Origin of the sequence: Oceanicaulis sp. UBA6590, assembly GCF_002433705.1 — a bacterium.
GTDB lineage: Bacteria > Pseudomonadota > Alphaproteobacteria > Caulobacterales > Maricaulaceae > Oceanicaulis.
In genome coordinates, this window is record NZ_DJIQ01000030.1 from 23,653 (window position 1) to 43,323 (window position 19,671).

General features: G+C 64.3%; 18 protein-coding genes. 12 read left to right on the forward strand and 6 right to left on the reverse strand.

Annotated features, from left to right (window positions below; all coding sequences use genetic code 11):
- Positions 1-40 precede the first annotated feature (40 nt).
- The 6 genes from topA to rpmG all read left to right on the forward strand — a co-directional run bounded on the left by topA (position 41) and on the right by rpmG (position 7,667).
- Positions 41-2,695 (forward strand): type I DNA topoisomerase, encoded by a 2,655-nt coding sequence (gene topA, locus B2Z70_RS06845; RefSeq protein ID WP_292982106.1) that lies wholly within the window; start codon positions 41-43, stop codon positions 2,693-2,695.
- Positions 2,692-4,950 (forward strand): ribonuclease R, encoded by a 2,259-nt coding sequence (gene rnr / locus B2Z70_RS06850; RefSeq protein WP_292982107.1) that lies wholly within the window; start codon positions 2,692-2,694, stop codon positions 4,948-4,950. The genes topA and rnr overlap by 4 nt, the downstream gene beginning before the upstream one ends.
- On the forward strand, positions 4,928-5,623 hold the full coding sequence (locus tag B2Z70_RS06855; RefSeq protein ID WP_009800675.1) for an NUDIX hydrolase: 696 nt from the start codon (positions 4,928-4,930) through the stop codon (positions 5,621-5,623). Before rnr ends, B2Z70_RS06855 begins: the two co-directional genes overlap by 23 nt.
- The gene (locus B2Z70_RS06860) at positions 5,620-6,228 is read left to right on the forward strand and encodes a hypothetical protein (protein ID WP_292982108.1); all 609 of its coding nucleotides are present in this window, start codon (positions 5,620-5,622) and stop codon (positions 6,226-6,228) included. The genes B2Z70_RS06855 and B2Z70_RS06860 overlap by 4 nt, the downstream gene beginning before the upstream one ends.
- A gap of 8 nt (positions 6,229-6,236) precedes the next feature.
- A complete protein-coding gene (locus tag B2Z70_RS06865; protein WP_292982109.1) occupies positions 6,237-7,412 on the forward strand; it encodes an MFS transporter in 1,176 nt (391 codons plus the stop codon).
- Between the two features lie 87 nt (positions 7,413-7,499).
- Positions 7,500-7,667 (forward strand): 50S ribosomal protein L33, encoded by a 168-nt coding sequence (rpmG, locus tag B2Z70_RS06870; RefSeq protein WP_009800672.1) that lies wholly within the window; start codon positions 7,500-7,502, stop codon positions 7,665-7,667.
- A gap of 58 nt (positions 7,668-7,725) precedes the next feature.
- Here the strand turns inward: rpmG and B2Z70_RS06875 are convergent, their stop codons facing one another.
- The gene (locus tag B2Z70_RS06875; protein WP_009800671.1) at positions 7,726-9,078 is read right to left on the reverse strand and encodes a PleD family two-component system response regulator; all 1,353 of its coding nucleotides are present in this window, start codon (positions 9,076-9,078) and stop codon (positions 7,726-7,728) included.
- 12 nt (positions 9,079-9,090) lie between these two features.
- Positions 9,091-9,456 carry a response regulator gene (locus B2Z70_RS06880; protein WP_009800670.1) on the reverse strand — a complete coding sequence of 122 codons (366 nt, stop codon included), beginning with the start codon at positions 9,454-9,456 and terminating at the stop codon, positions 9,091-9,093.
- A gap of 178 nt (positions 9,457-9,634) precedes the next feature.
- On the opposite strand from B2Z70_RS06880, the gene B2Z70_RS06885 reads away from it, so the two are divergent.
- Positions 9,635-10,543: an ROK family protein gene (locus B2Z70_RS06885; protein WP_292982110.1), complete on the forward strand. Its 909-nt coding sequence runs from the start codon at positions 9,635-9,637 to the stop codon at positions 10,541-10,543.
- Positions 10,543-11,820: a DNA polymerase IV gene (locus B2Z70_RS06890; protein WP_083783159.1), complete on the forward strand. Its 1,278-nt coding sequence runs from the start codon at positions 10,543-10,545 to the stop codon at positions 11,818-11,820. The genes B2Z70_RS06885 and B2Z70_RS06890 overlap by 1 nt, the downstream gene beginning before the upstream one ends.
- On the opposite strand, the gene B2Z70_RS06895 is transcribed toward B2Z70_RS06890, so the two are convergent.
- On the reverse strand, positions 11,817-12,698 hold the full coding sequence (locus B2Z70_RS06895) for an alpha/beta hydrolase family protein (RefSeq protein WP_292982111.1): 882 nt from the start codon (positions 12,696-12,698) through the stop codon (positions 11,817-11,819). The genes B2Z70_RS06890 and B2Z70_RS06895 overlap by 4 nt on opposite strands.
- A 148-nt stretch (positions 12,699-12,846) precedes the next feature.
- On the opposite strand from B2Z70_RS06895, the gene B2Z70_RS06900 reads away from it, so the two are divergent.
- The 3 genes from B2Z70_RS06900 to B2Z70_RS06910 all read left to right on the forward strand — a co-directional run bounded on the left by B2Z70_RS06900 (position 12,847) and on the right by B2Z70_RS06910 (position 15,014).
- Positions 12,847-13,308: a RidA family protein gene (locus B2Z70_RS06900; protein WP_009800665.1), complete on the forward strand. Its 462-nt coding sequence runs from the start codon at positions 12,847-12,849 to the stop codon at positions 13,306-13,308.
- 64 nt (positions 13,309-13,372) lie between these two features.
- On the forward strand, positions 13,373-14,518 hold the full coding sequence (locus B2Z70_RS06905) for a GNAT family N-acetyltransferase (RefSeq protein ID WP_292982112.1): 1,146 nt from the start codon (positions 13,373-13,375) through the stop codon (positions 14,516-14,518).
- Positions 14,519-14,582: 64 nt separating this feature from the next.
- Entirely contained in the window at positions 14,583-15,014 is a 432-nt protein-coding gene (locus tag B2Z70_RS06910) for an HIT family protein (protein ID WP_292982113.1), read from the forward strand.
- A gap of 6 nt (positions 15,015-15,020) precedes the next feature.
- On the opposite strand, the gene B2Z70_RS06915 is transcribed toward B2Z70_RS06910, so the two are convergent.
- On the reverse strand, positions 15,021-15,467 hold the full coding sequence (locus B2Z70_RS06915; RefSeq protein WP_292982114.1) for a hypothetical protein: 447 nt from the start codon (positions 15,465-15,467) through the stop codon (positions 15,021-15,023).
- 119 nt (positions 15,468-15,586) lie between these two features.
- On the opposite strand from B2Z70_RS06915, the gene B2Z70_RS06920 reads away from it, so the two are divergent.
- On the forward strand, positions 15,587-16,408 hold the full coding sequence (locus tag B2Z70_RS06920) for an alpha/beta fold hydrolase (RefSeq protein WP_292982115.1): 822 nt from the start codon (positions 15,587-15,589) through the stop codon (positions 16,406-16,408).
- On the opposite strand, the gene B2Z70_RS06925 is transcribed toward B2Z70_RS06920, so the two are convergent.
- Entirely contained in the window at positions 16,405-17,649 is a 1,245-nt protein-coding gene (locus tag B2Z70_RS06925; protein ID WP_292982116.1) for a S41 family peptidase, read from the reverse strand. The genes B2Z70_RS06920 and B2Z70_RS06925 overlap by 4 nt on opposite strands.
- On the reverse strand, positions 17,646-19,671 hold a 2,026-nt coding region (gene clpA / locus B2Z70_RS06930), incomplete at its 5' end, for an ATP-dependent Clp protease ATP-binding subunit ClpA (RefSeq protein ID WP_292982117.1). The genes clpA and B2Z70_RS06925, both read right to left, overlap by 4 nt.

Sequence of the window (19,671 nt, forward strand, 5' to 3'; positions counted from 1 at the left end):
CCTTGACGCTGGACCGTATCACCCTGCTATCAGTGATCATATGAACGTCGTTGTCGTCGAATCCCCGGCCAAGGCCAAAACCATCAACAAGTATCTGGGGAGCGATTACACCGTGCTCGCCAGCTTCGGCCATGTGCGCGATCTGCCGCCCAAGGACGGATCGGTGCGTCCCGAGGAAGACTTCGCGATGGACTGGACCGTGGAGGGCAAGTCCAAGGAGCGCATCAAGGCGATCGCCGACGCGCTCAAGGACGCCGACACCCTGATCCTCGCCACTGACCCGGATCGCGAGGGTGAAGCGATCTCCTGGCACCTTCTCGAAGCGCTGCAGAAGCGCAAGGTGCTCAAGGACAAGCACGTCCAGCGTGTGGCGTTCAACGCCATCACGAAGAAAGCCGTCAGCGACGCCATGGCCAATCCGCGCGAGCTCGATATGGAGCTGGTGGAGGCCTATCTGGCGCGCCGTGCGCTCGACTATCTGGTGGGTTTCACCCTGTCGCCGGTTCTCTGGCGCAAACTGCCGGGCGCGCGCTCGGCGGGCCGGGTACAGTCTGTGGCGCTGCGACTGATCACCGAGCGCGAAACCGAGATCGAGCGGTTCGTCAGCCAGGAATACTGGTCTGTGGACGCCGAGGTGAAGGCCGAGGGCGCCGATCAGCTCATCGCATCGAAACTGACCCGGTTTGAAGGCGAAAAGATCACCCGCCTGACCATTGGCGAGGAAAAGCGCGCCCGCGCCGCGGAAGCCGCCATCAAGTCGGCGAGCTTCACCGTGGCGGCGGTCGAGGCCAAGCCCACCAAGCGCAATCCGCCGCCGCCCTTCACCACCTCGACCCTGCAGCAGGAAGCGGCGCGCAAGCTGGGCTTTGACGCCCAACGCACCATGCGCACTGCACAGCGCCTGTATGAAGGCGTCAATCTGGGCGGCGAGACGGTGGGTCTCATCACCTATATGCGGACCGATGGCGTCTCCATGGATATGGGCGCGATGATGCAGGCGCGCGATGTGATCGCCGAGCGTCATGGATCGGACTTCGTGCCGGAGAAGCCGCGCTTTTACTCCACCAAGGCCAAGAACGCCCAGGAAGCGCACGAAGCCATCCGCCCGACGAGCTTCACCCGCCATCCCGACGAGATGCGCCTGGAGGCCGATCAGGCCAAGCTCTATGCGCTGATCTGGAAGCGCGCCGTGGCCAGTCAGATGGAAGCGGCGCAGCTTGAGCGGACCACCATCGACTTTGAGAACGCCGACCAGTCCCTCGCCCTGCGCGCCACGGGCACCGTCGTGACCTTCCCGGGCTTCTTCGCCCTGTATCAGGAAGGCCGCGACGACGAAGAGGATGAAGGCGAGAACCGCCTGCCCGCCGTAAAGCAAGGCGCATCGGCAAAGGCCGAGACGACGCTGGCCGAACAGCATTTCACCCAGCCCCCGCCCCGCTATACCGAGGCCTCGCTGGTCAAGAAGATGGAAGAGCTGGGCATTGGCCGTCCGTCCACCTATGCCTCCACCCTGTCGGTGCTGCGCGACCGCGACTATGTCCGCATGGAAGACAAGCGCTTCAGGCCCGAGGACAAGGGCCGGGTCGTCATCGCCTTCCTGGAAAACTTCTTCGCACGCTACGTCCAGTACGACTTCACCGCGTCGCTGGAAGACCAGCTCGACAAGGTCTCGGCAGGGGATCTCGAATACAAGCAGCTTTTGCGCGACTTCTGGAAGGACTTCCACGCCTCCATCGAGGATATCGCCGATCTGCGCATTGGCGATGTGATCGACGCGATGAATGTGGCGCTGGCGCCGCTGATCTTCCCGCCGCGCGAAGATGGGTCCGATCCCAAGGTCTGCCCCAAATGCAATGAGGGCGCGCTGTCGCTGCGTCTGGGCAAGCACGGAGCCTTCGTCGGCTGCTCGAACTATCCTGACTGCCGCTATACCCGGCCGCTGGGCGGGGGCGAGCTCGACGCCGTCGCCGGTGATGGCGAGCTGGGCGAACATCCCGAGACCGGCGCCATGATCGTGCTCAAGGACGGTCGCTTCGGCCCGTATCTCGAAATGCAGGTCGAGGACGAGGACAAGCCGCGCCGCGGCTCCATTCCCAAGGGCTGGGATCCGGCGTCCATCACGCTTGAGAAGGCGGTCGCGCTGATCGACCTGCCGCGCAAGGTCGGCCCCCACCCCGAAGACGGCGAGATGATCGAGGCGGGCATTGGCCGCTATGGTCCGTTCGTCAAGCACGGCAAGACCTATGCGAACCTTGCAAACGCCGACGAGGTGTTCGAGGTGGGCCTGAACCGCGCCGTCGATCTGATCGAGCAGAAGAAAGCCAATCCGCGCAGTCGGGGCGGCGCAGCCGCAGCTCCGTTGAAAGAGCTGGGCGAGCACCCTGATGAGGGCGGCGCGATCAATGTCATGAGCGGCCGCTACGGCCCCTATGTGAAATTCGGCAAGATCAACGCCACCCTGCCCAAGGAGATGGACCCGGCCGAGGTCACGCTGGAGCAGGCGCTGGAGCTGATCGCCGCAAAAGCGGCCAAATCGCCTGCCAAGAAGAAGGCGCCGGCGAAGAAAAAGGCCTCGGCCAAGAAACCGGCGGCCAAGAAGGCGGATGGCGAGACCAAGACCGCCGCCAAGAAACCCGCCGCGAAGAAATCAACTGCCAAGAAAACCACCGCGAAGAGTACAAAGGCCCCGTCTTGAACGAAGATCCATACGCCCGCTTTGGTTTCACCAAGGACGCCCTTCTCGAGGCGATCCGGCTGGGCGAAGGACGCTTCACCAAGCGTGAACTCGCCAAGGCTCTGGGACTGAAGGGCGACCAGCGGTCCGGCCTCAAGCTCGCTTTGCGCGAGCTCGAGGATGGCGGCGAGATCCGCAAGAATGAGCAGAAGGCCTATGAAATGGCCGACCAGCTGCCGGCGGTCACGGTGCTGGAAGTGATCGACCGCGATGTGGATGGCGAGTTCCTCTGCCAGCCGGTGAAGCCTGAGCTGCAAGGCCCGAAAATCATCCTCAAGCCCGGCGAACGTACGCGCGGCCCCGCTGCGGGCGTGGGCGACAAGATTCTCGCACGGCTTGCCCCGCTCAAGGACGAAGAGGGCTACGAAGCCAGCGTCATCAAGAAGCTGGGCCAGTCCGCGCACCGGATTCTGTGCGTGTTGCGCGACAATACCCGCGGCCCGGCGCGTCTGGTCCCGGTCGATCGACGCGCCCGTCACGAACTGGTGCCGGCCCGTGGCGAGACCAGCAAGGCTCAGGATGGCGATCTCGTCATCGTGCGCATCGCGTCCGAGCGTCGTCATGGTCTCAAGACGGCCATGATCGATGAAGTCGTGGGCCGGGCTGACAGCGCTCGCGCCGGCTCCATCATCGCCATGGCCGAACACGGCGTGCCCGATGGCTTTCTGGATGCCGAACTCAAGCAGGTCGATGCCATCGAGCCCGTCACCATGGGCTATCGAGAGGATCTGCGCGACATACCGCTTGTCACCATCGACCCGGCTGACGCTCGCGACCATGACGATGCGGTCTGGGCGGCGCCCGATGACGATCCGAAGAATCCGGATGGCTGGATCGTGATCGTCGCCATCGCCGATGTCGCCGCCTATGTCACGCCCGCCAGCCCGCTCGACAAGGGCGCGCGCAATCGCGGCGTCTCGGTCTATCTGCCGGACCGGGTGGTGCCCATGTTGCCCGAGCGCCTGTCCAATGATCTGTGCTCGCTGCGCGAGGGCGAGGAACGCCCGTGTCTGGCCGTGCGCATGGTTTTTGACCGCAATGGCAATCAGATCGGTCACCGCTTCATTCGCGGCTGGATGCGGTCCGCCGCCAAGCTGGCCTATGAAGAAGCGCAGGCCGCCATTGACGGAAACGGCACGGGCAAGGCGGAAACCCTGCTGGAGGACGTGCTCAAGCCGCTCTGGGGCGCCTATGGGGCGTTGAGGCAAGCCCGCAAGCGTCGTAAGCCGCTGGAAATTGACGCGCCCGAACGCAAGGTGATCGTGGGCGAGGACGGCCGGGTCCAGGGCGTGCGCCTGCGCGAGCGCTTCGATGCGCACAAGCTGATCGAAGAGATGATGATCCAGGCGAACGTGGCCGCCGCCACGGCGCTGGAGGCCAGGAACAGCCCCCTCATCTACCGCATTCACGATGAGCCGGGCTCTGAAAAGCTCGATAACCTCGCGGATTTCTTGCCCCATGTGGGCCTGAAATGGACCCGCGGCGAGCGCCCGACGCCGTCGCGCTTCAACACCCTGCTGCAGGCGGCTCAGCCCACCGACCATTACGAGACGGTCAATGAGGTGGTGCTGCGCAGCCAGTCCCAGGCGGTCTATGACACCGACAATATCGGCCACTTCGGACTTAACCTGGCCAAATACGCTCACTTCACCTCGCCCATCCGGCGCTATGCGGACCTCACCGTCCACCGCGCCCTGATCCGCGCCTACAATCTGGGCTCGGACGGCCAAACCGATGAAGAGCGTAGCCAGCTCCAGCGCATCGCCGAGGACACCACCTCGAATGAACGCCGCGCCATGGCCGCCGAGCGTGACGCGGTGGACCGCTTCATCGCCGCCTGGCTGGCTGACCGCGTGGGGACGGAGTTTGAAGGCCGGATCACCGGCGTGACGCGCTTCGGGCTGTTCGTGCGCCTGCATGAAACCGGCGCGGACGGGCTGTGCCCGGTCTCTCGGCTCGGTCAGGAATACTATATGCACGACGAGGCGGCCCATGCGCTGGTCGGGCAAAGCTCGGGCGGTCGCTATCGGCTGGGCATGTTGGTGACAGTGCGCCTGGATGAAGCGACACCCGTGACGGGCGGGCTGTTATTCGACATTCTAACACCGCCTGAATCAGGAAAACCGCCCAAAGGGCGTGGACGCCCGCGCGACAAATACGAGCGCCGCGGCTCCCCGCGCGCAAAGAAACACAATGCCAGACGCAAAAAACGATAAGAAAACAGCGCCTAAAACCAGTCCACGCCCGAAACTCGCCGCTTCGCTGCTGCTGCGCCGTCAGCGCGCGAATGGCGAGATAGAACTCCTGTTCGGTCGGCGCTCGACCGGACATGTCTTCATGCCCAGCAAATATGTGTTTCCTGGCGGCCGCGTGGACCCCACCGACGGCTATGCGCCGCTGGCTGAAGAGCTCAATGACAAGACCCGCTCGGTGATGACGCGCGTGCTGACCGAACGCCGCGCGCGCGCCGCGGCGGCGGCGGCCCTGCGCGAAACGGCGGAAGAAACCGGTCTGATCCTGGGCAAGCCGGCGGAGGACGCCTGCACCTTCAAGGCGCCCTGGGCGCCGTTCGAGGCGGCCGGCGCGCAGCCCAACGCCGCGCCGCTGGACGTGATCACCCGGGCCATCACGCCTCCCCGGAGACCGCGCCGGTTCGACGCCTGGTTCTTCACCTGTGATGTGGAGCATGTACACGGCCCCGTAGACCTCACCAGCAATGGCGAGCTTGAGGATTTGAGGTGGGTCGGCCTGAGCGAACGCGACACGCTTGATCTGCCAATCGCCACGCAATATGTGATCGGCGAGCTTGAAGCCTGGCTCAAGGACCCTGCCCGCCCCGTGCGCTATCTGAAGAGCACGCGATCCGGTCCCAGGGTTGAAACCCTATGAGCGCGCGCCCGATCAATATGGCGACCATACTGCTGGCCGACCCGCATTCGCGCCAGATTGCGCTGGTGCGGACGGAAAACGGGTACGGCTTGCCGATGGCGCGGCCGGCGCGCGGCGACGGCCTCGACGCATTTGGCGGCCCCGTGATCTCCCGCAAGCGCCTTGGATCGCCCGAAAAGCAGACCGGCGCCTATATGGACGCCGCCATTCGCGCGCTGTCTGAAGAGCTGGGCCAGCTTCTGGCAAGACCGCTCGCGTCTGATGTGCACGTGCCGGGCACAAACCCCTGGGCGCGCCTGACCCGTCACCATCTCCAGCCCGACCGCGACAGCCTGACCTATCTGGGCCGCGCGCTCGATCCGGCTGACGCAGAGACGCGCCGCCATGTCCGGGTATTCACCGCGCCTGTCGCCCGCATCTCCAACTCGGTCAAGCGCAGGGGCGGAGAGCGCATCGCCTGGGTCAATCCTGAAAGAGCGCCCGAGCTGCTCAGGGATGAGGCGCTCAATGTCTTTGCTGAAACCGCCCTGGCCTCGCTGGGCGGACGACCGCGCCCGCTGATGGTGTCATTCCGGGCGGGACAAAGGCAGGAAGTCCGGCTATAGGCCCGGCGATGATCGCCAGCTTCCTCACCTCGCCAGACCTTGCCCGCACCCGCTCGCTGATCGCGGCGATCTGCTGCGCCGCCCTCGCGGGATGCGGCTTCGGCCTGCTGATGCCGCTGGTGGCGCTCAATCTCGAGGCCATGACCGGCTCAGCCGCCATTGTGGGCACGAACGCCGCCGCCGCGGCACTCTCAACGCTTCTGGCGACGCCGCTCATCCCGGCGCTGATGGCGCGCACGCCGCCGCGTCAGACCGTGGTGATCTGCGCACTGATCACGGCGGCAGGGTTTGTCCTCTTTCCGGCCATGCCCGACCCCCTGGTCTGGTTCGGGCTACGCTTTGTCATGGGCCTGTCGGTGACGATCATCTTCGTCGCCAGCGAAACGTGGATCAATCAGCTGGCCAAACCCGAAAGCCGCGCCAGCCTGCTGGCGGTCTACGCCACCGTGCTGTCGGGTGGTTTCGGCTCGGGCGGATTGTTGTTGTCGCTACTGGGATCGGAAGGCTGGACGCCCTGGATCGCAGGCGGGGTGATCTATGCGCTCGGCGCGCTCCCTATCCTCATTCTGAAGGGCCCTCAGATCAAACCGCCCAGTCCGGACGAGGCCGGGCTTGAAAGCCTGCTGAGCGCCGGACGGCTTGCGCCCCTGGCGATCATGGCCGGGCTGGTCTTCGGCGGACTTGAAACCAATGTCTTCTCGCTCATGCCGGTCTACGCCGAGCGGATCGGCATCGCCGAACAGGGCGTGGGCCTGCTGGTCGCCATAGGCGCCCTGGGAGCGATCGCCCTTCAGATCCCGCTCGGCAAGCTGGCCGATCGCACCGGCCGGGACCGCACCCTGTCGGGTGTGGCTCTGAGCGCCGTGATTCTGTCGGTCGCCATGGGGCTCGCGGGCGCGAATCTGTGGCTTCTCATCCCCATGGTCTTCTTCTTTGTGGGGGCCAGCAGCGCCTTCTACACCATCGGGCTCGCCATGATCGGGGAGCGCGTTCAGCCCGGCGCCCTCGCCTCGGCCAACGCAGCCTTCATCTTCGCCTATGGCCTGGGCTCGCTTCTGGGCCCGGCCCTGGGCGGCATTTCCATGGATATTGCAGATCCGTGGGGCCTGATGGCCGCCTTCGCCGCCATGGCCGGGCTGTACTTCGTCCTGTCTCTACTGAGCAAACAGCGTTCGCAGCATTGACAGCAGCGCAGGCGCGAGTATGTTCCGCGGCTCGTTGCGCCGGACTTGTGTCTGGCGCGCCAAGTTTTTGTGTACGGGTGCGCGACTATGGCCAAGCCGACTACCATCAAAATCCGCCTGAACTCGACGGCGGGCACGGGCTATTTCTACGTGACCAAGAAAAACGCCCGCACGATGACCGAGAAACTCGTTCTGAAAAAGTACGACCCGGTCGCGCGCAAGCACGTCGAGTTTAAAGAAGGCAAGATCAAGTAAGTCTGCGCTTCAGCGCGATTTATTGGTCTATCCGGACTGAGGAAAGCCGCCTGTTTGTTCAGGCGGCTTTTCGTTTTGCCTCGATCACCCGGTTCCGTCCGGACCGCTTGGCGTCATAAAGCGCCGTGTCCGCCCGCTCGATCAGCGCCTCGACGCTATCGTCCATGAAGGCCTCCGCCACGCCGACGCTCATGGTGACATTGATGATGTCGCCGGTCTCGCGCAGGGTCACGGGGGTGGCGCAGACCGCCAGACGGGCCCGCTCCATGGCGTCACAGGCTTCGCGCGCAGTGGTGTTGGAGAACACCACCAGGAATTCCTCGCCGCCATAGCGGCCGGCAATATCGATGGCGCGCAACTGCTCGTTCAGACGGGCGCAGATCTCCTTGAGCACCTGGTCGCCGGCATTATGGCCCCAGGTGTCGTTGATCCGCTTGAAATGGTCGATATCGATCAGCGCTGTGGTCAGCGGCTCATGATTGGCGCGCAGGCCATCGAGCGCCTGGCGCAGGCGCGACACCGTATAGCGACGATTGAACAGCCCGGTCAGCGCATCGCGCACCGACATCTCAAGGCTTTCATCCAGACGGTCCCGCAGGGCATCCGCATAACGCTTGCGCTTGAGCTGGGTGGCGCTGCGCGCAGACAGCTCGCCCGGATCGAGCGGGCGCGAAATCACATCGTTCACGCCCAGATCGAGCGCGCGCACCATGGTGCGCTTGTCCATTTCGTCGACCACGCCCAGAAGCGGCACCTGCCGTGTGTCCACGTCCGAGCGGATGCGCGCACACAGGCGCAAACCGTCAAAGCGCGGCGAGCTGAGATCAACGATTACAAGATCAGCGTGACGCGCCTGGGAAATGGCGATCTTGGGATCGCCATAGCCATGCGCATCCAGCGTCGCGGGCAAGGCTCGGGCGATGCGATGCGCGGCTGCCTGGTCGGCCGCCGCCACAATGACGCGACCGCCGCCATTGGCGGGCTCGAAGGGCAACATCTCAACGCCATTGCTCTCACGCTGGCGCAATTCATCCATGACGCTCGTCAGGCGCAGCAAGGAGCGCACCCGTGCAAACAGCGCCACATCATCCACCGGTTTGGTGAGAAATTCGTCTGCGCCGGCTTCCAGGCCGCGAATCCGGTCCGAGCGCTGATCCAGCGCGGTGACCATCACAACAGGAATATGCCGGGTTTCAGGGTCCGCCTTCAGACGGCGACAGGTCTCAAAGCCGTCCATGCCCGGCATCATGATGTCGAGCAGGATCACATCCGGTTTCTCGCACCGGGCCAGATCGAGACAGGTCGGTCCGTCCTGCGCCATCAAGACATCGAAATACTCAGCCGTCAGGCGTGCTTCCAGCAGGCGGCGGTTCGTCTCGATGTCATCAACGACCAGTATGCGCGCGCTCACCCGTGTCTCCTTCTAGTCGAGAAAGTCCCGAACCGTCTTGATGAAGGAGGCAACCGTGATCGGCTTGGACAGATAGCCCTCGCAGCCGCCTTCACGAATGCGTTCCTCATCGCCCTTCATGGCGAATGCGGTCACGGCCACCACGGGAATGGCCGACAATTCGTCATCATTCTTGATCCATTTGGTGACATCCAGCCCGGACACTTCGGGCAGCTGGATATCCATGAGGATCAGATCCGGCTTGTGCTCACGCGCCATATCGAGCGCCTTGAGGCCTTCGCTGGTCTGCACGGTCTCATAGCCGTGCGCTTCGAGCAGATCACGAAAGAGCTTCATGTTCAGCTCGTTGTCTTCAACGATCAGAACTTTTTTGGACATGACCTGCAGCATTATAACCGCGCTTTCCCCAATTCGCCCCGCCGTCTTTGCAGCGTGAGCGTTTTGACCATCCAGAGTGCATTTAACCCGACTTTCCTTAATCAAGAATGAGTCGCCGCCTTCGCAGGACGATTAGAACAAGATATGAACGTCGGATGCGATCAAAAAGAGGCGACCCGTGTTACGTTTAGGCGTGGATCTCGGAGGCACGAAAATCGAGGCGGCCCTGGTTGAAGACAGCGGCGCGTGCGTCTTGCGTCGCCGCTTGCCCGTATCTCGCGACTATCTTGAAACACTGGACGCCATCGCGGACCTCGTGACGAAGGTCGAACGTGAAGCCGGTCTGTCAAAGCCCCTGCCTGTGGGCCTGTGCCATCCCGGCTCGCTGAGCCCCAGAACCGGGCTGATGCGGCATTCCAATCTCATTGCATTGAACGGCCGTCCCCTTGATCAGGATCTCTCCCGGCGACTGAACCGCGCCGTACGCTGCGCCAATGACGCCAACTGCTTCGCCCTGTCTGAGGCGCGGGACGGTGCAGCCGCCGGCGCTCTGAGCATGTTCGGCGTCATTGCGGGAACCGGCGTGGGCGGCGGCCTCGTCCTGAACGGCAGGCTGGTGAGAGGGGCGGACGCAAGCGCTGGCGAATGGGGGCACATGGCCCTGCCCTATCTGACTGCTGAGGAGCGGGCGGCCGACCCGGCCTGTTATTGCGGAAGATCAGGATGCGTGGAGGCCTGGTGTTCCGGTCCCGCCTTGTCGCGTGACCATGAGCGCCAGACGGGGCGATCGTTGAGCGCGCCGGAAATCGCCGCCGCAGCGAAATTGGGCGACAAGGCCTGCCAGCTCAGTCTCGACCGCCATGCGGACCGATTCGCCCGCGCGCTGACCAACGTGATCAAGATCGTGGATCCGGAGGTCATCGTGCTGGGCGGCGGCCTGTCGAACCTGGACGGATTTGCGGACACGCTCGCAAAACGTCTGCCGCACTGGCTCTCCGGCGATGATCTGGTCGCCCGAATCCGCACGCCCCTTCATGGCGACAGCTCGGGCGTGCGCGGCGCGGCCTGGCTATGGGATGACAACTGATGTCTTCCTCTCCCGCACATGCCGGCTACTGCCGCAGCTGTCTGGCGCCCGCTGCACCCGGTGCGAAATGCGCCCGATGCGGGCGCGGTCCGGTGCTGCATCACGCCGAACTCAACACGCTCGCGATCGCCCATATCGACTGCGACGCCTTTTTCGCCTCGGTCGAGAAACGCGACAATCCCGAGCTCGAGGACCAGCCGGTGATCATCGGCGGCGGCAAGCGCGGCGTGGTCTCCACCGCCTGCTATGTGGCGCGCCTTTATGGCGTGAAGTCAGCCATGCCCATGTTCAAGGCGCTCAAGGCCTGTCCCGATGCGGTCGTCGTGCGCCCGCGCATGGCGGTCTACGCCGCCGAGGGCAAACGCATCCGCGCCATGATGGAGGATGTGACCCCGCTTGTGGAGCCGCTCTCCATAGACGAGGCCTTTCTGGATCTGTCGGGCACGGAGAAGCTGCACGGGGCCCCGCCCGCCCTGACCTTGCTGCGCCTGCAACGCCGCATCCTCAACGAGGTCGGGGTTACCGTGTCTGTGGGCCTCAGCTTCAACAAGTTTCTCGCCAAGACCGCCTCTGATCTCGACAAGCCCAACGGGTTCTCTGTGATCGGCCGGGCGGACGCGCCAGCCTTCCTGGCGCAGATGAAGGTGGGGGATGTTTATGGCGTGGGCCCCGTGCTGGGCAAGAAACTCAATGCAGACGGGCTCTACACCCTGTCTGACGTGCTCAGGCGGTCTGAGGGCGATCTGGCGCGCAAGTACGGCGATTCCGGTCTGCGGCTCGCCCGGCTGGCGCGCGCTCAGGATGACCGCAAGGTCAGCCCCGAGCGCGAGCGCAAATCGGTCTCTGCCGAGACGACCTTCAATGATGATGTCTCAGACAAGTCTGTCCTCAAGGACCGGCTCTGGCCGCTTTGCGTGAAGGTTGCTGACCGGATGAAGGCCCAGGGCGTCGCCGGGCGCGTGGTGACGTTGAAGATCAAGACCGACAGGTTTCGCACGATCACACGACGGCGCACCCTCACCGATCCCGCACAGCTGGCGGACACGCTCTATCGCATCAGCTGCGACATGCTCGACAAGGAGCCCGACGGCGTGCGCTACCGGCTGATCGGCGCGGGGTATTCGGTGCTCGAGCCCGCCATCGCGGATGCCGGCGATCTGCTCGATCCCAATGCGCTCAAACGCGCCGCCGCCGAACGCGCCATGGATGCGGCGCGCGCCAAGTTCGGCGAGGCGGCCATCATCAAGGGCCGGATGCTGAAGAAAGATCGCGACTAGCCGCTTCGCGCCAGACGGTGAGCGTCCTGGGACAGCCAGCGGAACACCTGCGGCCAGAACACATCGGCCATCTTGGACCGGAACAGCCCGTCATGACCCAGCGCGCCGCGACCGGCGTCTTCATGGCTGACCAGTTTCATTTCCGTCTGGGCGTTTTCATACCGTTCCAGCAACCAGCGCACAGACTGAGGATTGGCGATCGGGTCGTCATCCGGCGTCCAGGCGCGCACCGGCGCGGTGAATCCTTCATAGCGCGAGGTCAGGCCCAGCTCCGCGATGGCGTCCCGGAAGCACTCGGGATTGACCCCGAAATCCCGCCAGTCCGCCCAGACGCGCGGCGGCAGGGGTTCGCCGCGCCAGAACACGCCTTTGGGGATATGCCCGCGCAGCAGAAGATAGGCCGGGCCGAAAACCCGCCAGAACGCCCAGGCGAAGTATTTCAGCGGTGCGGACTGCTCGCCCCAATACCCCGAGGACGCCGAGAGCAGCGCCAGTCGACGCACCGGCAGAGAAAGATCGATCAGCGCGGCGAACTGCCCGCCTATGGAATGGCCGACAATATCAAGCGGAAGGCCTGGAAAGGCCTGGCAGGCCGCCTCGGCGGCTGCGGGAATATCATAACGCGCCCAGTCGAGCATGCGCGCGGTCTCCCGACGCGGATGGCAGCGCGCGGATTCCCCCTGCCCCCGGTAATCGTAGATCAGTACGGCCCAGCCGTTCTCCGCCGCGGCTTCGGCGAATGGGAGATAGAAATCCTTGCGGTAACCGGTCGCCGGATTGATCACCATCACGGCGTTTGGCGCTTGCGGCACGAGAAAGACGCCGGACAGCAACTTGCCGTCGGCTGTCCGCAGTCGGACGGGTCTCTGCGATGTCATGCTCGCTGCATCGCGCGCCATCAGCTCACCTAATCGTTAAAAGGCACCATGCCGGGCGGGCCCACTGAATTCAACCCGCCGCCCTCATTGCCAGATCGTCTCTCAGGCGCCTAATTGAAGCGGTCCACTTCCAATCGGAGCTTGCCCCATGGCCGAAATTGAATCCCGCCTGAAAGAACTGGGCCTCACCCTGCCCGAAGCTGCGGCGCCCGTAGCCAATTACGTGCCGCACGTGCAAACCGGTCAGACCGTCCATATTTCCGGTCAGATCTCGATGGGCCCGACCGGTCTGGTGACCGGGCGTCTGGGCGACGGCCTGACGCTGGAAGACGGACAGGCCGCCGCGCGTCTGTGCGCGTTGAACCTGATCGCCCAGTTCAAATCCGCCTGTGACGGCAATCTCACCCGCGTGCTGCGTGTCGTGAAGCTGGGCGGATTCGTCAACGCCCATCCGGACTTTCATGACATACCCAAGGTGATCAACGGCGCATCCGACCTCATGGTCGAGGTGTTCGGCGACGCCGGTCGCCACGCCCGGTCCGCCGTCGGAGTAGCGGTTCTGCCGCTGAACGCGGCCGTGGAAGTGGATGCGGTGATCGAGATCGCGTGATCCCGCTCGAAGAACGGGTCCCGCGACCCTATATCGAGGCGCTGAGCAGGCTTCTGGACGGGTCATGACCGACATCTCCGTGCGCATGATCACCGCTATGGCGCAGATCGATCCCGCAGACTGGGATCGATGCGCCAATCCGGAGGATCAGCCCTATGACCCGTTCCTGAGCTGGAACTTCCTGGATGCCCTGGAAACCTCCGGCAGCGCCGTGGAGGAAACGGGCTGGGGCCCGCGCCATCTGATCGCCGAGGACGATGCCGGGCAGGTTCTCGGCGTGATGCCGCTCTATGTGAAAGGGCATTCGTATGGCGAATATGTCTTTGATCATGCCTGGGCGGATGCGCTGGAGCGCGCCGGCGGCGCCTATTACCCCAAGCTGCTGACCGCCATTCCCTTCACCCCCGCGACCGGCCGGCGTGTGCTGAGCCGCGATCCCGACATACGCAGCGCCTTGATCCAGGCTGGCCGGCACGCCGTGCGCGAGCTCGATCTGTCAAGCTGGCACGTACTCTTCCCCGACGCCCCCACCCAGGCCGACCTGACCGGCGCAGGTTTGCTGGCGCGGCAGGACATCCAGTTCATCTGGGAGGACGAGGACTATGGCGATTATGAAGGCTTCCTCGCCGCCCTCTCCTCAAGAAAGCGCAAGGCCCTGAGAAAGGAACGCAAGGCCGCCCAGCAAGCGGTCACGATCGAACAGCTCACCGGCGACGCGCTGACCGAACACCATTGGGACGTGTTCTTCGCCTGTTATCAGGATACCGGCGCGCGCAAATGGGGCACGCCCTATCTCAACCGCGAGTTCTTTTCCCTGATCCATGAGCGCATGGCCGACAAGGTGCTGCTGGTGATGGCGAAGGAGGGCGAAACCCATATCGCCAGCGCCCTGAACTTCATCGGATCGGACACGCTCTATGGCCGGTACTGGGGTGCGCTTCGCTTCGCCGACCAGCTCCATTTCGAGCTTTGCTATCATCAGGCCATCGACTACGCCCTCGCCCACGACCTCAAACGGGTCGAAGCGGGCGCACAGGGCGGACACAAGCTCGCGCGCGGTTACCGCCCGCAGCTGGTCTATTCCGCCCATGATGTGGTCCATGAGGGCCTTCAGGGCGCGGTGGATCGCTATCTGCGGTCCGAGCGCCGGGCGGTGGAAACAGAGCGTCAGGCGTTAGACGCAGACAGCCCCTATCGCAAGGACGGTTAGGTCTTGGACCGCCCTCCGGTTCGCGCTACCACACCCCAAAGCCTTTGCAATCGGGAGACCCGCCATGAGCCTTCACGGGACCTATGACGACCAGAACATCTTCGCCAAGATCCTGCGCGGCGAAGCGCCCTGCGTGAAGGTCTATGAGGACGAGCATGTGCTGTCCTTCATGGACATCTTCCCGCAAAGCAAAGGGCATACCCTGGTCATCCCCAAGGAGGCTGCGCGCAATCTTCTCGAGATTTCTGATGCTGGCGCCGCCGAGGCGATCAAGCGCGTCAAGAAGGTCGCCAAAGCCGTCGAAACCGCGCTCAAGCCTGATGGCGTCACCATCGCACAGTTCAACGGCGCGCCGGCCGGCCAGACCGTCTACCACATCCATTTCCACATCATTCCCCGCTGGGAAGGCCAGGACATCGCCGGCCATGGCAGCGCAGGCCAGGCGGATATGGATGAGCTCAACGCCCTGTGCGAAAAGATCAAGGCGGCGCTCTAGGCGCCGCTATTCACACCAGACCTCCGGCATGTCGAAGGGGCCGTGGACCTTCACGGGCTCCCCCTCGGCGTCCCGCTCGATGACCTCGAACCGCGCTGCATTCACCGGCAGGATCGCATCGGCATCCTCAAGCGGACCGGACTGCAAGCCTGCGCCGGTACGCGGGCCCAGCTCACCCTCCTCTGACGGCTCGCCATGCCAGCCGCTGGTCCATCGCGGATCAAACGGGAAAGTCCGCGCCATCTCCTCCCCCTGGCAGTCATACGCCACCCAGAGCAGACGTGATTGCGGCGGCCCCATATCCTCTTCCACATAGAAGCGTCGACCGCCGAAGGCCTCGACCAGGGCGGGCGTCTCGGTGAAATCCACAGCCACCACGCGGCCGGTGACGGGCGTGTCGGGCGTCGGGGTGGTCACCATGAGCAGCGTCAGGGCGAGTGCGGTCAGGGTCATGATCGTCTCCGGCGAGAGAGGGGTCAGTCATTGCTTTATGACAGCCATGCACGGCGAACCCTTTGCCCTCAAGTGCAATCGACCTAGCGTGGACGCCATTTCCTGATTTGAGACCCTCCATGACCGCTTCCGCTTTCTCGATCGCCGCCAACGCCACCGCCGCGATGTTCCCGCGCACCTTCAAGGCGTCAGTCCAGCGCCAGTTCACCCGGCCGCGCGTCCGGCAACAGACCGACAAGGGCCGCGACTGGCTCGAAGGCCTCGAGAAGACGGAGTTTGTCGGCCCAGAAGGCAGGCAGCGGGTCTATCGCGGCGGTGACGGTCCGCTGGTCTTCTTCCAGCATGGCTGGGAAGCGGACAGCGCGGACCTCTCCACCCTGGGTCAGGCCGTGAAAGAGGCCGGGTATTCCGTCGCTATGATCGACGGCCCCGCCCATGGCCAGAGCGAGGGACACAAGGCGTACATCCTTCTCTTTGCTGAAGGACTGGGCGCAGCTGCGGCGCAGCTGGGTCAGCCCCATGCCGTCATCGCCCATTCCATGGGCCTGCCCGCCACCGTGCTGGCCATGGCCCGGCACTCATTGGCGCCCGGGCGGGTGATCGGCCTTGGCGCGCCGGACGCCCTGCCCCGCAATGTCGCCTTTCAGGGCGAGGCCATGGGTTTGTCCCAACGCGCCATTGCGCTGATGCTGGAGGCGGTGAGCGAGAGCTTTGGCGAACCCGCGGCCAATCTCGACATCACGCTGGATGCGCCGAATTTCACCGCGCCCGCCCTGATCCTGCATGGCGAGAACGATCAGATCGCTCCGTCCGTTTGCGCCGAACGCATCGCCAGCGCCTGGCCTGGCGCCGTTTCAGAGATATTCGCAGGCGTCGGCCATCGGGGCATCCTGCGCGATCCCCGGGTCGTGGAGCGGGTTCTGGGGTTTGTCGCAGGCTAACGGGAGCGGAGCAGCTCAAAGGCCCGCTCAAGCGCCAGGTCCTCGCCGTTTGGCCCGCGCAGATCCGCGCTCTCAAGCGGTATGTCCGCCACATAGGCCTCACGCGGCGTTCCGTTGACGTGAAACAGCGCCTCGGTGGGCAGTTTCACCGTCCAGCCGGTCTCGGGCAGCTCATAGTCATAGATGGCGCCGAGAAGCCCCGCCATCGGCGCGCCCAGGGTGACCGCATCCGCCACTGCGTCGAGGCCGATGGTCAATCCCTCGCCCATCGATCCTGTCCAGCGTCCGGAAATCACCACGACCGGCACACCGGCCAGGCTGTCGCCCCGCGGCAGGACCTCTTCCACCCATTGCCGGGCGACGCCGGTGTCGCGCTCGATCTGCGGAAAGGCGTGACGTTGATAGGGCCGGGTCTCGTCAATCAGACGCCCCATAAGGGCGCGGGCATAAAGGGTGTCGCCGCCGCTGGGCGTGTCGCGCAGATCAATGATCAGCCCGTCCGGGCGTTCGCCTGACAGCGCCTCATCAATGGCGGCGATCAGGCCATCCTCGCCCAATGAATTGTTGAACCGCAGAACCCGAATGCCATCATGCTCCGTCACGCTGATGAGCGGCCGATCGGGCGTCTCGACCTGATAGAGATTGGGCAAGCTCAGGGCGTGTTCCCCGCCGCTGGCGTCCACAAAGACGAACTCTCGCACCTCGTCCCGCGGCCCTGCAGCCAGAACCCGCGCGGCATAGGCTTTCGCAGCCGCCGTCTTGTACGGACCGCCGCAGAGTTCCGAGACGGCCTCGTCCGTGGACTGCCCCGCCACCGCGACCAGACGCCAGCCGGGCTCTATGCCCGCGGCTTGCGCGGGCGAGCCGTCGCGCACATCCGTGATAACATAGGCGCCGTTGCGGTGCTCGACCCACAGATCGTTATAGCTCGGCGTCAGCCCGTAAGAGCTGCGTGAGGAGATGCCCAGTATGGCGTGATGATCCTGAATGGCGTTGATCGCACATTCGGCAAAGCGCAGCAGGCTGGCGGAATCCGTCACCGCGTCCGGGTCCACGCCGTTCGCGCTACGGGCCGGGTTTCGCCCGTCAAAGCGGTCGAAATACGCGTATTCCTCGTCGATCAGCCCGAGCAAATGCTCGGCGTCGGCGCGAAAGTCAGGGGCCTGCGCGAATGCGCCAGCGCCCAAAACGAACGCGCCGCTGAGGATCAGCGGCGCGCAAGCATGAAAGTGTTTGATCACTTCACTGTTTCTTTTGTCTTTTTCGATTTTCGCTTGGGCTTGGCGTCGTTCAGGCGATCGCCCGGAATGATCTCGAAGTCGAGGCGCTCGGTATCAGCGGCGTCCACATCCACCTTCACCACGCCGCCCTTCTTGAGCTGGCCGAACAGAATCTCTTCCGCCAGAGGCTTCTTGATATGATCCTGGATCACCCGGCTCAGCGGACGGGCGCCGAACTTCTCGTCATAGCCGCGCTCACCCAGCCAGCGGGTCGCCGCCTCGGTCAGCTCGAAGGTCACGCCGCGATCGGCGAGTTGCGCTTCAAGCTGCAGGACGAACTTCTCGACCACCCGGCCGATGACGTCGATCTTGAGGCCCGAGAACGGGATGATCGCGTCGAGGCGGTTGCGGAACTCTGGCGTGAACAGACGCTCGATCGCCGCCTGGTCCTCACCGTCGCGCTTGCCGCGGCCAAAGCCGATGGCTTCCTTGGCGGCGTCGGCGGCCCCGGCGTTGGAAGTCATGATCAGGATGACATTGCGGCAGTCCACGGACTTGCCGTTCGCGTCAGTCAGCTGGCCATTGTCCATAACCTGCAACAGGATGTTGAAGATGTCCGGATGCGCCTTCTCGATCTCGTCAAGCAGCAGGACCGAGTGCGGATGCTGGTCGATCGCGTCGGTCAGCTGGCCGCCCTGGTCATAACCCACATAGCCCGGAGGCGCGCCCAGAAGACGGCTCACCGTGTGGCGCTCCATGTATTCGGACATGTCAAAGCGCAGAAGCTCGACGCCCAGCGTATCCGCCAGCTGGCGGGCCACTTCGGTCTTGCCCACACCGGTCGGACCGGAGAACAGGTAGGAGCCGATGGGCTTGTGCGGTTCGCGCAGGCCGGCCCGCGCCAGCTTGATGGCGCTGGCGAGCTTCTCGATGGCGTCGTCCTGACCGAACACAACGCGCTTGAGCGAGGTTTCCAGATCGCGCAGCACCGCCTCGTCGGATTTCGAGACCGATTTCGGGGGGATGCGGGCGATCTTGGCGACAACCGCCTCGATCTCTTTGACGCCAATGGTCTTCTTGCGCTTGGACTGCGGCACCAGACGCATGGAGGCGCCCGCCTCGTCGATCACGTCAATGGCCTTGTCCGGCAGCTTGCGGTCACCGATATAGCGGTCCGACAGCTCCACCGCCGATTTCAGAGCGTCCGCCGTGAAGCGAATGTCGTGGAATTCCTCGAAATACGGCTTGAGACCGTTGAGGATCTTGATGGCGTCCGGCACGGACGGCTCGGTCACGTCGATCTTCTGGAAGCGCCGCGCCAGCGCGCGATCCTTCTCGAAGTGCTGACGGTATTCCTTGTAGGTGGTCGAGCCCATGCAGCGCAGGCCGCCCTGTTGCAGGGCCGGCTTCAAGAGGTTCGACGCATCCATCGCGCCGCCGCTGGTCGCGCCCGCGCCGATGACGGTGTGAATCTCGTCGATGAAGAGCACCGCATGCGGCATTTTTTCCAGTTCGGTGACGACCGCCTTCAGCCGCTCCTCGAAATCGCCGCGATAGCGGGTGCCGGCCAGCAGCGCGCCCATGTCGAGCGAATAGATGACCGCTTCCTTGAGCACGTCGGGCACGTCGCCTTCGATGATCTTGCGCGCCAGACCCTCCGCGATCGCGGTTTTGCCCACGCCCGGATCGCCGACATAGAGCGGGTTGTTCTTTGATCGGCGGCAGAGGATCTGCACGGTGCGGTCCACTTCGGCCGACCGGCCGATCAGCGGGTCGACCTTGCCCCGGTCCGCCTTCTCATTAAGGTTGACAGTGAACTGGTCGAGCGCGCTGTCCTTCTTGCCCTTGCCGTCCTGCACCTTCTTTTCCTCCTCGGCGGTGCCCTTGGTCTCCTGACGCTCGGGCGTGGGCGTGCCCTTGCCGACGCCGTGGCTGATGAAGCTGACGGCATCGAGACGGCTCATATCCTGCTGTTGCAGGAAATAGACGGCATAGGATTCGCGCTCGGAAAACAGCGCAACCAGCACATTGGCGCCGGTCACT

Excerpts from the sequence above, each read along its gene's own strand:
- B2Z70_RS06905 (WP_292982112.1), top strand. The coding sequence starts at position 13,373 with ATGACCGACATCTCCGTGCGCATGATCACCGCTATGGCGCAGATCGAT.
- rpmG (WP_009800672.1), top strand. The coding sequence starts at position 7,500 with ATGGCCAAGCCGACTACCATCAAAATCCGCCTGAACTCGACGGCGGGC.
- B2Z70_RS06900 (WP_009800665.1), top strand. The coding sequence starts at position 12,847 with ATGGCCGAAATTGAATCCCGCCTGAAAGAACTGGGCCTCACCCTGCCC.
- B2Z70_RS06855 (WP_009800675.1), top strand. The coding sequence starts at position 4,928 with ATGCCAGACGCAAAAAACGATAAGAAAACAGCGCCTAAAACCAGTCCA.
- B2Z70_RS06910 (WP_292982113.1), top strand. The coding sequence starts at position 14,583 with ATGAGCCTTCACGGGACCTATGACGACCAGAACATCTTCGCCAAGATC.
- B2Z70_RS06860 (WP_292982108.1), top strand. The coding sequence starts at position 5,620 with ATGAGCGCGCGCCCGATCAATATGGCGACCATACTGCTGGCCGACCCG.
- B2Z70_RS06920 (WP_292982115.1), top strand. The coding sequence starts at position 15,587 with ATGACCGCTTCCGCTTTCTCGATCGCCGCCAACGCCACCGCCGCGATG.
- B2Z70_RS06915 (WP_292982114.1), bottom strand. The coding sequence starts at position 15,467 with ATGACCCTGACCGCACTCGCCCTGACGCTGCTCATGGTGACCACCCCG.
- B2Z70_RS06880 (WP_009800670.1), bottom strand. The coding sequence starts at position 9,456 with ATGTCCAAAAAAGTTCTGATCGTTGAAGACAACGAGCTGAACATGAAG.
- B2Z70_RS06865 (WP_292982109.1), top strand. The coding sequence starts at position 6,237 with ATGATCGCCAGCTTCCTCACCTCGCCAGACCTTGCCCGCACCCGCTCG.
- B2Z70_RS06895 (WP_292982111.1), bottom strand. The coding sequence starts at position 12,698 with ATGACATCGCAGAGACCCGTCCGACTGCGGACAGCCGACGGCAAGTTG.
- topA (WP_292982106.1), top strand. The coding sequence starts at position 41 with ATGAACGTCGTTGTCGTCGAATCCCCGGCCAAGGCCAAAACCATCAAC.
- B2Z70_RS06890 (WP_083783159.1), top strand. The coding sequence starts at position 10,543 with ATGTCTTCCTCTCCCGCACATGCCGGCTACTGCCGCAGCTGTCTGGCG.